Source organism: Clostridium bowmanii (assembly GCF_018861315.1).
In the GTDB taxonomy this organism is placed as follows: domain Bacteria; phylum Bacillota; class Clostridia; order Clostridiales; family Clostridiaceae; genus Clostridium_AD; species Clostridium_AD bowmanii.
The window spans coordinates 1-17,250 of sequence record NZ_JAHLDL010000040.1 but is presented as its reverse complement, the minus strand read 5'-3'; the positions used below and the strand labels follow the sequence as shown (position 1 = coordinate 17,250).

Annotated in this window: 9 protein-coding genes and 1 CRISPR repeat array; all 9 genes read left to right on the top strand. The window is 27.6% G+C overall.

Features of this window, described 5'->3' with window-relative positions:
• Position 1 precedes the first annotated feature (1 nt).
• The 9 genes from KPL51_RS19765 to cas2 all read left to right on the top strand — a co-directional run bounded on the left by KPL51_RS19765 (position 2) and on the right by cas2 (position 9,249).
• On the top strand, positions 2–946 hold the full coding sequence (locus KPL51_RS19765; protein ID WP_216165496.1) for a helix-turn-helix transcriptional regulator: 945 nt from the start codon (positions 2–4) through the stop codon (positions 944–946).
• A gap of 204 nt (positions 947–1,150) precedes the next feature.
• Positions 1,151–1,888 carry a CRISPR-associated endoribonuclease Cas6 gene (cas6, locus tag KPL51_RS19760; RefSeq protein ID WP_216165492.1) on the top strand — a complete coding sequence of 246 codons (738 nt, stop codon included), beginning with the start codon at positions 1,151–1,153 and terminating at the stop codon, positions 1,886–1,888.
• Entirely contained in the window at positions 1,885–3,234 is a 1,350-nt protein-coding gene (cas8a1, locus tag KPL51_RS19755) for a type I CRISPR-associated protein Cas8a1/Csx8 (RefSeq protein WP_216165489.1), read from the top strand. Before cas6 ends, cas8a1 begins: the two co-directional genes overlap by 4 nt.
• Positions 3,224–4,114 carry a type I-B CRISPR-associated protein Cas7/Cst2/DevR gene (gene cas7i / locus KPL51_RS19750; protein ID WP_216165472.1) on the top strand — a complete coding sequence of 297 codons (891 nt, stop codon included), beginning with the start codon at positions 3,224–3,226 and terminating at the stop codon, positions 4,112–4,114. Before cas8a1 ends, cas7i begins: the two co-directional genes overlap by 11 nt.
• Positions 4,115–4,116: 2 nt before the next feature.
• Positions 4,117–5,202, top strand: a complete 1,086-nt coding sequence (gene cas5 / locus KPL51_RS19745; protein WP_216165469.1) for a CRISPR-associated protein Cas5 — start codon at positions 4,117–4,119, stop codon at positions 5,200–5,202.
• Between the two features lie 10 nt (positions 5,203–5,212).
• A complete protein-coding gene (cas3, locus tag KPL51_RS19740) occupies positions 5,213–7,435 on the top strand; it encodes a CRISPR-associated helicase Cas3' (protein WP_216165465.1) in 2,223 nt (740 codons plus the stop codon).
• A gap of 14 nt (positions 7,436–7,449) precedes the next feature.
• Complete coding sequence (cas4, locus tag KPL51_RS19735; RefSeq protein WP_216165462.1) at positions 7,450–7,944, top strand: CRISPR-associated protein Cas4; 495 nt, start codon at positions 7,450–7,452, stop codon at positions 7,942–7,944.
• A gap of 18 nt (positions 7,945–7,962) precedes the next feature.
• Positions 7,963–8,955, top strand: a complete 993-nt coding sequence (cas1b, locus tag KPL51_RS19730) for a type I-B CRISPR-associated endonuclease Cas1b (RefSeq protein ID WP_216165459.1) — start codon at positions 7,963–7,965, stop codon at positions 8,953–8,955.
• Between the two features lie 15 nt (positions 8,956–8,970).
• The gene (cas2, locus tag KPL51_RS19725) at positions 8,971–9,249 is read left to right on the top strand and encodes a CRISPR-associated endonuclease Cas2 (protein WP_216165456.1); all 279 of its coding nucleotides are present in this window, start codon (positions 8,971–8,973) and stop codon (positions 9,247–9,249) included.
• 180 nt (positions 9,250–9,429) lie between these two features.
• Positions 9,430–17,136: direct repeats of the CRISPR family, unit length 30 nt; unit sequence ATTTTAATCTATCCATATTGGAATGTAGAT.
• Between the last annotated feature and the right edge of the window lie 114 nt (positions 17,137–17,250).

Genomic DNA, 17,250 nt, shown 5'->3' with positions numbered 1-17,250 from the left:
AATGAGTAAGTTCTCAAATTTGCTCAGATTACTTATTTTATTAAAAAGTAAAAAGAGAATGAAAACTAAAGAACTAGCTGAAGCTTTGGGTGTTAGTGAAAGAATGATTAGAAAGTATATGACTGATCTATCTGAAGCTAATGTAAATGTAGAATCTGTTCCCGGACCTACTGGGGGGTATGAACTAGTAGGCTACGATTATTTGCTAAATCTTGATATAAAGCCTGAAGAAGCCATTTCATTACAGATGGCAACGCGGTATCTTAAGGATTCTGTTCACTTTGATTTGAAACTTCAGCTTGTAAGTTTAAATGATAAAATAAAAATTTTAAATGAAAGATGTAACCAGGTAGATGATTATTCAGATAATATTATTACAAAACCAAAATCATCAAATTTGAATAAGGAAATTGAATTCGAATTGGAAATACAAGCAGCGTGTATTTCTAAGAAGAAATTGCTAATAAAATATTGCTCAGTGTCATCAGGAGAAACTGAAAGGATTATACATCCTTATGGGATAATAACAAGGAACAATTTGAAATATCTTGTTGCCTACTGCGAAAATAGAGAAAGAGAATTGACTTTTAAACTTATGAGAATAACTCAAGTGGTTGTATTGAATGATTGGTTTGATGTACCAAGTTCTTTTACTATTAAAGAATTTATGAAAAATCATTTAGGATTGTTTCATGATGAAAATTATAGTTTGAAATTGCTAATTAAGAGTCCCTTTTCGAAAGTAGTAAGCGAAGGATTATATGCTGAAAATCAAAGAATTAAATGGGTTAACAATGAAACTATAATATTTGAAGGTGATATGAGTGGAAAGCCTGACATTATTAGATGGATTCTATCTATGCGTACTTCAGTTACTGTTATAGAACCGGTAGTTCTTAAGGATGAAATAAAAGAAGAATTAAAGCAAATGCTTAAAAAAATTTAATATTTATTGAGAAAGTCACATATGAGAAATTGATGTGGATTTTTTTATATAATTTTCTAAATTTTACTTGTTAAATTGGAGAATATTGTTTATAATGAACTTAATAATAAAAATAAGACGAAATATGACTTTAATAGTTCCACAATTTGAGGCGTGGTATTGGTTATTTAAATTAATAATAAAAAATTTGGGGAGGATAAAAGGATGAGATTTATTATAGAAATAGAATTAAAAAATCAATATTTGCCTTTGGATTATAGGCCATCTGTAATTAGTTTGTTTAAACATAGTTTAACTGTATATGATGAAGGCAAACATTTTAGCGCTTACTATGAAATTGGGAAGGACAAGCCTTTTACATTTGCAGCAGATATTCCGGGTAGTAAATTTACAAAAGAGAAGATAGTAGTGCCAATTAGAAAAATTAATATTACATTTAGCACAGGAGATATATGTACGGGTATAGTATTTTTTAATGCTTTATCAATGCAGAAAAATAAGCCCTATCTATTGGCTTATGAAAATGAAATGATTGTTAAAAATATTACAATTGAAAAAGAAGTTGTTATTACAACAAATGATATCGATATCATTTTTAAAGCTCCTTTATGTGTAAGAGAGCATAATAGGGAAAACAATAGTGATATATATTATTCATATGAAAGAGAAGGATTTTATTTAGCACTTAATAAGATATTGAAATTTCAAATAGCTAATTCTAATAGTTTAGATCCATCTATCATAGAAGGGTTTTCTATAACACCAGTGCAGTGTAAAAAAACTGTGGTTAGACATCACTTACAATTTTTGGAGGTTACGGTAGGTGCATTTAGTCTGACAGGGAATATAGAATTGCTTAGTTATTTATATACAAATGGCATGGGAAGTCGGACTTCGGCAGGATTTGGAATGTTTGAAATAATGAGAAAGGGGACGCTATGAAAAGCATAATAGAAAATGAAAAATTTAATACTAGAATGGAAACCTTTGATTGGAGATATAATGCAAGTATAGTGGGACTTATAAAGTATTTTGATTATCTTGCTGCTAAGGGCGACGAGGCAGAATCTGATTTATATGAAATTGATGATGATGTTATATCGTATAATAGTGAAAAAATAACAGAAGATAGGTATTTGCTATTTGCTGAGTACTATTTTGAAAGTGCTATGCATCACAGGGTAATTGAGCAAATATTAAAAAGTAGTGAATTCACTGATGACCAAATAAAATTAGTAAATGATAAATTAACAGCCAATGCAATAATGAAAAAAGTTTTCGGTGAGATTAAATTTTCCAAGGAAAATAAAGATATTATTTTGCGAAAAATTAACGAAAACAGACTGTTATTGATTAAAGAGACATATAGACGTGGACAAAGTTTGTATGCGAATTTTGCAAATGTGAATAGTTTGTTTGCAGAAGAAGGTAGTATTTGTAGAATACAAAATTATAATATAGATATACCTAAAAAAGGTAAATCTATTTCTTATAATTGGGATTTTAAAACATATAAAGCTGAGGATGAAAAGGAATTTGATTTCATTCCATTTGCATTTTCAAAATCATATGAAGGCTTTTTTATGAATAATAACTATTCAATAAAACAACTCTTTGATACAAATAATTTAATTAGTGATAGTGATAACCCCAGAAGCACATTATTCTGTGATCTTAAAAATTCTAGTGGTTTTATAGACTTTGATGTAGAAGTAATTATTAAAAATAGAGATGATGATTATTTTGAAACTCTTTATATTAGAAAAGACGCTATTAAAATTTTTATGGGAATTGAAAATTATAAAGCTATTAAGATAAAATATAAAGTTAACGATAATTATTACATGTATTTTGAGAAAATAGTGACAGATAACATTTTAAATAACATTAAACTAGATGCATTAATAGAGATACTTTTAAAATCTAAATCAAATTACACATATAACATCAAAACACTTATAAAAATTAATAAATTGATTTATGGAGGGGACAAAATGGACAAGCAAATGAAATCTGCCTATGGAAGTGCTAAAAGAGTAATGAAGGCAATTCCAGAAAATAAAGTTAATAGTTACAAGCAAAAGCTAATTAGTGCAATAACTTTTAAAGATTATGAAAGATTTTGTGAAATATTATTACAATTATCATCTTATTCAGGGGTTATTTTTGATTTTGCATATGACTTATTTGAGGATTTTGATGAAAATAAAAATATAGCTTATACATTTATAAATGCACTTAATAATGAGTCTAATAAAGATAATGGAGGAGACAAAGATGGAAAATAAAAAAGCATTAACACTTACAGTTGTAGCAAATATGACATCCAATTATGGGGAAGGACTTGGGAATATATCAAGTGTTCAAAAAGTATTTAAAAATGGTAAGAGCTATGCAACAAGGAGTAGAGAGAGTCTTAAGAACGCTATAATGGTCCAAAGTGGTATGTATGAAGATCTCCAAACAGTGGTGGACAAAAAAGTAAATCAAAAGGTTGTATCAGATGAGCTTAATGCTACAAATTGCAGAGCATTAGAAGGTGGATATATGAACACAACTGACACTACATATATTCGAAAGAGTTCTTTTTACTTAACTGATGCAATCGCTTGTGATGATTTTGTAAATGAAACAAGATTTCATAATAATTTGTATCTTGCATCCAATTTTGCAAAAAATAATAAACTAAATTTACAGGTAGATGCTGGGAAATGTGGACTTATGCCATACCAGTATGAGTATGACAAAACTATGAAAATGTATAGTTTAACCATTGATCTTGAAATGATAGGTAAAGATGAAAATTTTGAAAAACCAGAAGCAGATGCTAAAGAAAAAGCAGATAGAGTTAATTCTATATTAAATACAATTGAAACCCTTAATTTAGTTGTAAAAGGAAATTTAGACAATGCAGAGCCTCTATTTGTTGTAGGCGGATTAACTGATAGGAAAACTCATTATTTTGAGAATGTAGTAAAGGTGAAAGAGGACAAATTGCTAATTACAGAAGACTTAAAAGATAGAATTGCAAAAGGATGTAGTGTAGCATTACTTGAAGGTGGCAATTTTAAAAATGAATCTGAAATTAAAAATGCTTTGCCATTAATTAGTATAGCTAAATTTTTTGATGATATAAGGAAACAAGTTAATACACACTATGGGGTGTAGGTATGGAAGTTTTAAGAATTATATTAACTCAAAGCAGTGCAAACTATAAAAAAGAAGAAACAATTTTAAATAAAATGACCTATCCGCTTCCTCCATTTTCAACTGTAATTGGAGCGTTACACAGTGCCTGTGATTATAAAGAGTACCACCCAATGGATATTAGCATTCAGGGTAAATATGAAGCTATGCACAAAGAACCTTATACTGATTATTGTTTTTTGAATTCTACAATGAACGATAGAGGGATTTTAGTGAAAATGAAAAATCAAAGCCTTTTATCAACAGTATTTGACAAGGTTGCTAAAGCGAAAGCATCTACAGGAAACAATTTTAGAGAGGGAATTACAATAGAGGTTATGAATAAAGAGTTACTAGAAGAGTACAGAGAACTAAAAAATTTGTCGGAAAAAATTGTAGAATTTAAAAAAGATAGAATTGATAAGGTGTTAGGTCTTGCTAAAAAACGTAAAAAGATATTAGCAGATAAAAAGAAAAATTGTGAAATAAATTCAGAAGCATTTAAATTGATTTTTAAAAGAGAAAAACAAATAAAGGAACTAGAAAAAACAATTAAAGACAGATTAAAAGAGTACAAAACCAGAGAATATGATATACCATATTCAAGATTTGCAAGTCTTACAACTTCTTTAAAATATTATGAGGTTTTAAATAATGTAGAATTAATACTTCATATAAAAAGTGATAAAAAAACACTTACTGAAATTAGAGACAACATATATAATTTAAAATCAATTGGTAGAAGTGAAGATTTTGTAGATGTGAGAGAGGCCTGTTTTGTAGAAGTTGTAGATGAAATTGGAGATAATAATGAAGTAATCAGTGAGTATTCTGCATATATAAGTTATAAGCTTATAAAAAATGAGCATATAAATTTACGTTCAAAGAAGGGAACTTCAGCAGATGGTACAAAGTATTATCTGAATAAAAATTATATTATTCAGGAGAATAAGCGGATTTTTGAAAAAAAGAAAGTTGTCTATGCCTCCGATTATTCTGCAGAAGAGGGAAGTGATGATCTTTATTTTGACATAGGTAAAGAAAAGTCATATATAGTTAATTTTAATTAGGGGTGATAATATGGATTTATCCAATTACAAGGCAAAACCCGATAAAACAATAAGGCAGCACACTGATGATTTAACAAGAAATCTAGATGTGTTACGAAATCTAGGCTATATAAGAGAACAGCATATATATGAACTTACTAAAATTGCTTGTGAATATCATGACTATGGCAAAGCAAATAGAGAGTTTCAAAAAAGAATAATTAATAATACAAAATTCAATGAAAATATAGAGATAGCACATAACGTGTTATCCCTGTATTTTATAGATAAGGATGAATTTGAAAATATACAAGATTATTATAAGGTAGGATTTGCTGTTTTGAATCACCATAATTACTGTGATAATATTAGGATAATAGAAAATCAGGAGTATAAGGAATTAATAAATAACTTATTAAGTGGATTCAAAGTTAATGCCGTTAAGAGAAGTACCACTAAAAATATAAATGGAATAACAGAAAATCAGGATGCTATTCTCATAAAAGGATTTCTACACAAGTGTGATTATAGTGCAAGTGGAGAAATCCCAATAGAGTATAAAAATGACTTTTTAAATGCAGGGCTTAGTAACTTATTAAAGAAATGGAAAAGTAAAAATACTAATTCAGACTGGAATGAACTTCAGCGATTTTGCAAGGAAAATACAAATAACAATATTGTGGTTGTTGCTCAAACTGGAATGGGGAAAACTGAGGCAGGGCTTCACTGGATTGGAGATAATAAAGGATTTTTCATATTACCATTAAAAACAGCTATAAATGCCATATACAAAAGAGTTAAAGAAGATATTTTAGAAGAAAATCATGTTGAATCTAAATTAGCACTGCTCCATTCGGATGCTCTAAGTTATTATAACAATGATAATAATGGAATGGATGTTATAGACTATTATAACCAAAGTAAACAACTTTCAGTACCTCTTAGTATTTCCACCTTAGATCAATTATTTGATTTTGTCTTTAAATACCAAGGTTATGAACTTAAACTTGCTACATTATCCTATTCAAAAATAGTCATTGATGAAATCCAAATGTATGGAGCAGATCTGCTTGCTTATTTAATTTATGGAATTAAAAAAATCAATAAATTTGGAGGAAAGGTTGCAATTCTAACCGCTACACTAGCACCATTTATAAGAGATTTATTAAAAATGGGAGAAAATCCAATTGAGTTTGAAGAAAAAACATTTATAAACGATATAAAAAGACATAATTTAAAAGTTTACAATAGTCAGATTAATACTGAAAGTATATATAATAAATTTGAAGATAATAGAGAAAAGGGAATAAGTAATAAAATACTTGTAGTTTGTAATACTGTTAAAAAAGCTCAACAAATATACATGGAACTATTAGAAAAAGGGGTAGTAAATATAAATATACTTCATGGTAAGTTTATAAAGTGTGATAGAGCATCTAAAGAAAAAGAAATATTGGAGTTCGGTAAGACGGAAAATATAGGTGCATGCATATGGATATCTACACAGATTGTAGAAGCTAGTTTAGATATCGATTTTGATTATTTATTTACAGAACTTTCGGATATAAGTGGTTTATTTCAAAGGCTGGGTAGATGTAATAGAAAAGGTATAAAAGCTATAGATGAACCTAATTGTTTTGTGTTTTTAGATATAGACAATAACCTTTTAACAAATGGTACTAAAGGGTTTATTGATAGTAAAATATATGAAATATCAAGAAATGCTTTAAAAGATATAAATGGATTATTGACCGAGGAGCATAAAATGAATATTATAAATACATGTTTAACAACAGAAAATTTAAAAGGTAGTGATTATTTATTTAATTATAATAAATTTGCAAAATGGATAGCTGATTTACCTCCTTATGAGATAGAAAAAGAAAATGTGAAGTTAAGAAACATTATATCTTATGATGTAATACCTAGCGAAATTTACCAAGAGCATAAAAGTAAAATTGATGAAAACTCTAAAAAACTAATAAGGTCTGTAAATCCAAAATTAGAAAAAGAAGAAAAGCAAAAGATAAAATTAGAAAAAATAAATTTAAAAGAAGAAATTAAGAAATATACTGTGCCAGTTGGCATATATGATATATATTTTAAAGGATCAAATGCAATTATTAAAAAGGTACAACTAAGTAGATATGAATTTGTGAATGTTGTAAATTGTAAGTATAATGAGTTAGGTTTTATAAGATTAACAAGAGAAGAGGTAAGGGGATTAGAAGATAATTTTGATAATTTTATGTAAGAGGAGTGTTTGCTGTGGATAAGCCAATTACTGGTATGATGATTTATTATTATATTGTTTGTAAAAGAAAATTATGGTATTTTTACAATCAGATACAAATGGAAGCAGACAATGAGAACGTACAAATAGGAAAAGTTTTAGATGAAAATGCTTATGAAAGAGAAGAAAAGCACATTAATATAGATGATGTTATTAGTATTGATTATATAAAAAGTAAAGGAATCTTACATGAAGTTAAAAAGAGTAGAAAAATAGAGGAAGCTGGAATAATGCAAGTGAAATATTATTTGTATTATCTAAAACAAAAGGGGGTAAAAGGTATTAAGGGTAAGATAGACTATCCACTTTTAAAGCAAAATATTGATGTAGAATTGACAGCAGAGGATGAAAAATATATAGAAGCCATCTTAATAGATATAAAAGAGATTGTAAATACTTATTTGCCACCAATACTTGAAAAGAAGAGAATTTGTAAGAGCTGTGCTTATTTTGAATTATGTTATATCTAATTAAAGGGAGGAGTCAGATTGAAACGGAGCTTTTATATATATAATAATGGTGAGATACATCGAAAAGACAATACACTGCAATTTACAAATAGTGAAAATGAAACTAGAGATATTCCCATAGAACAAGTTGAAGACATATATATTATGTCAGAAATGACATTTAACACGAAATTTATAAATTTTGCATCAAAATATCAGATTCCAATACATTTTTTTAATTATTATAGTTTCTATACAGGCAGTTTTTATCCTAAAGAAGCGTTGCTAGCAGGTAATTTGTTGGTAAAACAAGTTAGGCACTATGAAGATAATCAAAAGAGACTTTGCATAGCAAGAAAATTTATAGATGCTGCAGCTGCAAATATTTATAGAAATTTAAGATACTATAATGGTAGAGGTAAAGATGTAGAAAAGCCAATGAAAGAAATAGAATTTCTAAGAAAAAAAATATTAAAAACAGAAAGTATTAATGAATTAATGGGGGTTGAGGGAAATATTAGAAAGCAATATTATTCAGCATGGAATACTATTGTTGATCAAAAAATAAACTTTGAAAAAAGAGTTAAAAATCCGCCTGATAATATGATTAACACTATGATTTCATTTGTTAATGGATTAGTGTATACAAGAGTACTAGGAGAAATATATAGAACGCAACTTAATCCTACCATTAGTTATCTACATGAACCAGGGGTAAGGCGATTTTCATTAAGCCTAGATTTGGCAGAGGTATTTAAACCAATTTTGGGTGATAGGATGATTTTTTCATTGTTAAATAAGAATCAAATAACACCAAGCTGCTTTACAAAAGATTTAAATTACCTTCATTTAACCAAAGATGCATCTAGAACGATATCAATGAAGTTCGATGAAATGTTAAAAACCACAATTTATCATAAGGAATTATCAAAAGATGTGACATATCAACATTTAATACGACTTGAATGTTATAAATTGATAAAACATATAATGGACGAAAAAGAGTATGAAGGTTTCAAAATATGGTGGTAGGAGGAGGATATTTTAATGTATGTTGTCTTGGTATATGATATAAGTGGAGATGAAAATGGACAAAAGGTATTGGGAAAAGTTTTTAAGATATGTAAAAAGTATTTAACTCATATTCAAAATTCTGTATTTGAAGGTGAGATTACAGAGGGACAAAGGGCAAAATTAAATGCAGAATTAAATAAACTTATTAGGAAAAAATTAGATTCTGTGATAATATTTAAAAGTAGAAATGAAAGATGGCTTGATAAAGAATTTTGGGGTAAAAATGATGATGCATTGTCTAATTTTTATTAAATTGTCGATGTGACATAGCGTAAATTAACTGTGGGTACGACAAAGTGCTGCAATGTGTGGATTTGAATTAGCAAAATGTTAAACTTATGCTATTATTAGCTAGATAATATATATAATAAAAAGACATCGACAAAAACTATGTTTGAAATGCCTACAAATAGGGACTTAAAGGGCAAACGCATTTTAATCTATCCATATTGGAATGTAGATTTGAAGGAGATAATGATCCAGATTATGAAACTGAAAATTTTAATCTATCCATATTGGAATGTAGATTGAAGTGACCTCTTCTATCGCAGGAAATAGCTTCTTGATTTTAATCTATCCATATTGGAATGTAGATAGGAAATATGGTTATCTAAAGACATGACTATAATGGATTTTAATCTATCCATATTGGAATGTAGATTACTCACAAAATAACTCACAACACATCAAACCTTTATTTTAATCTATCCATATTGGAATGTAGATTTATTACACCCCATTTCACAGGACATTTGAAATATAATTTTAATCTATCCATATTGGAATGTAGATTGTCCTAATTCTTCGGATACGGGGATATCGTGTACGGATTTTAATCTATCCATATTGGAATGTAGATTTTCTTTAAGATGTTTCATATCACCGCCAGCATCTAATTTTAATCTATCCATATTGGAATGTAGATAGAGCTGAACAAATGAAATTCGATACCATGCCTTTAATTTTAATCTATCCATATTGGAATGTAGATTTAAAAGATATTAAAACAACAGATAGATTATCGACTATTTTAATCTATCCATATTGGAATGTAGATGTAGATGATGGGGATATTCCATTTTAAGGTAATTTAATTTTAATCTATCCATATTGGAATGTAGATTAATCTATAAGTGATATTAATATTGGTTCTGTATTGATTTTAATCTATCCATATTGGAATGTAGATTCTAGATCATTCTTAATATCCTTAACAGCTTGTAATTATTTTAATCTATCCATATTGGAATGTAGATTTACTATGTAGTGCATTGTTAAACAGTAATAATATAATTTTAATCTATCCATATTGGAATGTAGATCCAGGTAATACTGATGTAATACATTTTGAAACAGATATTTTAATCTATCCATATTGGAATGTAGATGATACAATGGATATATCAAACTCAATAGATAATACTGATTTTAATCTATCCATATTGGAATGTAGATTTGCTCTGAACAGCAGACCTATCAAATTTCTAGTGAAATTTTAATCTATCCATATTGGAATGTAGATTGTTGAGTTGCTCCAGTGTTTAAAGAATTTACTTTAGATTTTAATCTATCCATATTGGAATGTAGATCCTAGTGGCGGTGGTAAGCTATATGAACAAATTAAATTTTAATCTATCCATATTGGAATGTAGATACAGAAATTGAATTGTTAAAAGAAGAAAATGAAGCACATTTTAATCTATCCATATTGGAATGTAGATAGTAGTTGAGTTAACAATGCTAAAAGTGTACTCATTAATTTTAATCTATCCATATTGGAATGTAGATATTTAATTCACAGAATATAGAGGGTACAGAGGAACTAATTTTAATCTATCCATATTGGAATGTAGATTAAAATAGCTTTGCCATAGTCAATATAACTGATTCTAATTTTAATCTATCCATATTGGAATGTAGATATAGGGAATTAGAGTTAATGGCCAGTGCATGGGGTAATTTTAATCTATCCATATTGGAATGTAGATATAATAATATCTATATATTACTCATAAAAATAAACTAATTTTAATCTATCCATATTGGAATGTAGATTGTTGATAACCCCAATGTCTATATTTTTTATTGTAATTTTAATCTATCCATATTGGAATGTAGATTTCTGAACTAAAATCTATTAAATTCATTTTTATATGATTTTAATCTATCCATATTGGAATGTAGATCATTGATTAAGTGTATATTCTAAGTAAAATTTATTCATTTTAATCTATCCATATTGGAATGTAGATTTTAGTGTGCTTTGTCTATTACTAAAAACATATATGATTTTAATCTATCCATATTGGAATGTAGATACTTTTAATCCTGCTGTTTCAAGTTCATCGTATATTATTTTAATCTATCCATATTGGAATGTAGATGTATTATAGTAGTTACGTAGCTATTGTATGAGCTGAAATTTTAATCTATCCATATTGGAATGTAGATCTGCATATGCTTCTATTCTAGTCTTCGCGCGTAAAATATTTTAATCTATCCATATTGGAATGTAGATATATGGAAGTTATAACAATATAAAGGGAGTGTAATAATTTTAATCTATCCATATTGGAATGTAGATCAATGTTGTCAAGGTGTTACAGATGTAATGAGAGGTATTTTAATCTATCCATATTGGAATGTAGATACAGTGGCTAAGATACAAGCACTAGCAAAGGCTGGAATTTTAATCTATCCATATTGGAATGTAGATACAGTAACTACTATATGTTTAACGTGGGTCTGATATAATTTTAATCTATCCATATTGGAATGTAGATGGCGGTGATGGTGCTAGTGTATCATGTGTCACTATAATTTTAATCTATCCATATTGGAATGTAGATTGATATGCGCCCCCTGTTTATAATATAATATCATAGTATTTTAATCTATCCATATTGGAATGTAGATAAAGCACTAAAAATAAAAGCAAAAGGATTCGCATACATTTTAATCTATCCATATTGGAATGTAGATACTATATCACTAACAAATAATAGTCAGGCATTACAATTTTAATCTATCCATATTGGAATGTAGATCCGGGTAACAGAATTTAAAAAAATGTGACTGAACAGATTTTAATCTATCCATATTGGAATGTAGATTACAACGTCTTAGATGACACATATAAGCTACATACAATTTTAATCTATCCATATTGGAATGTAGATTGAGTTCTTTTACATTAAAACTTGATAAATCTACCTATTTTAATCTATCCATATTGGAATGTAGATAATTTATGGTCCTTATTCTCAATTAGAGGTCTGTTTATTTTAATCTATCCATATTGGAATGTAGATGCCAGTTGGCAACGAAAGAATTAATTCTAAGGGTTAATTTTAATCTATCCATATTGGAATGTAGATGGGCTTCCACTCAAGGCTGATGGGTATGAATGTAATATTTTAATCTATCCATATTGGAATGTAGATACGTGAGTATAAACGCAATAGTATTTTAAATGTTTATATTTTAATCTATCCATATTGGAATGTAGATTGGAGAAACAACTTGAAATTGAAAAAGAAAATTTAATATTTTAATCTATCCATATTGGAATGTAGATGTGCCAACAGGACAAAAAGGAATTGACAAAGAATCTATTTTAATCTATCCATATTGGAATGTAGATTATTATCAGTCATAATATAATCGGCTATATTCTTTTGATTTTAATCTATCCATATTGGAATGTAGATTGTAGACGATATAGGGAGGTTTAAGATGGAGTTAAAATTTTAATCTATCCATATTGGAATGTAGATAACAGTCCGTCTAATGACCTCTTAGTGCCTAGTTTGATTTTAATCTATCCATATTGGAATGTAGATTGCGGATGTTCCTCCAAATGTACCACAAGTATTATAATTTTAATCTATCCATATTGGAATGTAGATTTGAATTGTTTGTATGCTATCATATGTGATTGATACTATTTTAATCTATCCATATTGGAATGTAGATTTAACGTAGCACAATATTGATAGAATTGATTTGAAAATTTTAATCTATCCATATTGGAATGTAGATTATATAAACACTGTTATAAACTCAAATGTAAACACAGATTTTAATCTATCCATATTGGAATGTAGATTGAGTTCTTTTACATTAAAGCCGGATAAATCTACCATTTTAATCTATCCATATTGGAATGTAGATACGTTAACACTGATGTGGAGTGAACACACAATAGTAATTTTAATCTATCCATATTGGAATGTAGATTAATACTACTACGACTACAACTACTATTAAGATTATATTTTAATCTATCCATATTGGAATGTAGATAAATTTCACGACATTTATAGTTTAATCCTTTAACATTATTTTAATCTATCCATATTGGAATGTAGATATGAGAATGTAGAAACTAAATACACAAAAAGTGGAGGATTTTAATCTATCCATATTGGAATGTAGATTAAAGTATACCATATTACTATATTACCATATTGCTAATTTTAATCTATCCATATTGGAATGTAGATGCTTTAAACACTTTTGCATTGTGAAGCACATTAGATCATTTTAATCTATCCATATTGGAATGTAGATTTTGACTTTATAGTATATGAGGACAAAGAGAAAACTAATTTTAATCTATCCATATTGGAATGTAGATTGATGTTTACTTAATAGAAAACTTTATAACTATAAAATTTTAATCTATCCATATTGGAATGTAGATATGCAAGTTGAACAAGCCTACGAAAAGAAGTATCAAATTTTAATCTATCCATATTGGAATGTAGATATTGATTCAAATGTGTCTCTCTCGCCCTGTATTGCAATTTTAATCTATCCATATTGGAATGTAGATTGATTTATGTTATAATAATATCAAACGGGGGCGGTCATTTTAATCTATCCATATTGGAATGTAGATGACTAGAAATAATATAGATATTGACTATACATTAACAATTTTAATCTATCCATATTGGAATGTAGATCGTGTAGAAAATATTCTTAACGGTATAGGAGAATTAATTTTAATCTATCCATATTGGAATGTAGATAAAAACTTTTACCATGCTATAATGGCCCTCAAACATATTTTAATCTATCCATATTGGAATGTAGATGCCTATTGACTTAATTGAAGTAATGGAAATATTAAAATTTTAATCTATCCATATTGGAATGTAGATTTCATTAAAAATATTGTAGTTACTGTCTTTGATGCAATTTTAATCTATCCATATTGGAATGTAGATTATAAACATAATAAGGCATTTTAATGGATAAAAAAGATTTTAATCTATCCATATTGGAATGTAGATTGAGCCTGTACCTCCACATAAATCAAGTATTATTTATTTTAATCTATCCGTATTGGAATGTAGATCTCCTTTTCATTAATTTGTTCGCATTCTCTAATCGCATTTTAATCTATCCATATTGGAATGTAGATCCGAAACTAGCAATTTCACCAAGTGTAAACAATAAAATTTTAATCTATCCATATTGGAATGTAGATCAAAAAATAATAAAGATGGTTAATTGTTCAAGTGATGATTTTAATCTATCCATATTGGAATGTAGATTAAATTTAAAATTTACTTTGAAGAACTTCAAAATGTATTTTAATCTATCCATATTGGAATGTAGATGGGAAATGTACTTTTAAGGAATTTGAAGCAACAAGTATTTTAATCTATCCATATTGGAATGTAGATTGTTAACTATTGCAAAGCTGAATGTAATAAAGAGTGATTTTAATCTATCCATATTGGAATGTAGATACTGGATGGACTTCGATTGATGGGGAAAAAGCAGATATTTTAATCTATCCATATTGGAATGTAGATTTTAGATATGGTTAAAGGTAAAGTAAAACAAGTTGATTTTAATCTATCCATATTGGAATGTAGATCCAGAACTTATCTTTTTCCATACATAACGTTTTACAATTTTAATCTATCCATATTGGAATGTAGATTAAGCTAACCGAGCATTAAACTCTGTTTTTGTTAAAATTTTAATCTATCCATATTGGAATGTAGATCATACTCTTGGTAATATTCTAATATTAGATTTTTCATTTTAATCTATCCATATTGGAATGTAGATTCAGGCACAAATGACCTCACATGGATTGATACTTGTTATTTTAATCTATCCATATTGGAATGTAGATACTTACGTAATGATAACTTATTCTTTAACCTCAACTCATTTTAATCTATCCATATTGGAATGTAGATCAATCTGCCCAATATCTAATTAAAGATTCTGTATTAATTTTAATCTATCCATATTGGAATGTAGATGTTGATAGTGATTTTGTAGGTGTTAAAATTTTAAGAATTTTAATCTATCCATATTGGAATGTAGATTACATATAAATACTTACTTACTTTAATATACATAGTATTTTAATCTATCCATATTGGAATGTAGATCTTCCCATGATCCCATTACTTGTAAATTTTCATCTAATTTTAATTTATCCATATTGGAATGTAGATTGGCTTAATACGTCTGTAATTACAGCTTTTTCAAGGATTTTAATCTATCCATATTGGAATGTAGATACTAAATATATCATTACAATTATACTAACATACTATATTTTAATCTATCCATATTGGAATGTAGATATATAATGCATTATTCAGAGCCTTATCTAATACTTTATTTTAATCTATCCATATTGGAATGTAGATATATGTAAAATAATTTATCGTCTTGAGTGTAACATGATTTTAATCTATCCATATTGGAATGTAGATTTGGAAGTTCAAGACAAAATAAAACAAACGTTAAAAATTTTAATCTATCCATATTGGAATGTAGATTTAATTATGTATCATTATTTGTGGTCAGCTAATCCATTTTAATCTATCCATATTGGAATGTAGATTAGAATATTGATATAAATTACTATTATCTAACATTTATTTTAATCTATCCATATTGGAATGTAGATCAAGAACAGAACTCTAAAAATAACTCCAGAGGTTGGATTTTAATCTATCCATATTGGAATGTAGATACTAAATATATCATTACAATTATACTAACATACTATATTTTAATCTATCCATATTGGAATGTAGATTCAAATATATTATGTATTGCTTAACTTTTTAATTTAATTTTAATCTATCCATATTGGAATGTAGATTAAGTTATAACTTTAATTTATTAAGGTATACAGGAATTTTAATCTATCCATATTGGAATGTAGATAAGATCCAGACGTCGCAACCTAACAAAGAAAGTAAAATTTTAATCTATCCATATTGGAATGTAGATCAAATAAAAGATAATATAATTGGTTATCATGGAACTAATTTTAATCTATCCATATTGGAATGTAGATTTCTAAACTTAAAAGATTTACAAGCAGCCTATAACGATTTTAATCTATCCATATTGGAATGTAGATTAGAGCCTGTAGACTCAACCTCTGACTTCTCTTTCCAATTTTAATCTATCCATATTGGAATGTAGATATTTCTTCATTTAATTTAGTTGAACTTAAAACATCTGATTTTAATCTATCCATATTGGAATGTAGATCTACATTCCCTGTATCTGAACTTAATGAGGGAATAGATTTTAATCTATCCATATTGGAATGTAGATTTACCAATCAAATGGCTAAGATGGGATTAAATACCGATTTTAATCTATCCATATTGGAATGTAGATGTGTAATGTTCTAGGAATAGGAGTGCCACTTAAACTATTTTAATCTATCCATATTGGAATGTAGATGAATACATTGACAGTGTAAACCGTAGTATATAATTAAATTTTAATCTATCCATATTGGAATGTAGATTAAAGCAGATATAATCCAACTTGGGTGTATTAGGTAATTTTAATCTATCCATATTGGAATGTAGATTCCCATAACTCGCTATCATTTCCATTGCAGTATGTATTTTAATCTATCCATATTGGAATGTAGATCGGATATCGCTTGATCTAATTTTACTATTATAAAGGATTTTAATCTATCCATATTGGAATGTAGATTAAATTCTATACAGTAGGAAAACCACACTTAAAGGAATTTTAATCTATCCATATTGGAATGTAGATGGCAGATATAATGCAAGAATTGTGACTACTAATATAATTTTAATCTATCCATATTGGAATGTAGATTTCTAAAGGGGGTACATATGAGATTGTTAAACGTCAAATTATAACTAATTGAAAAGTCATTTTATTTCTATTATTAGTAGGTGATTTACGTCAAATTATACCTATGAAATCACT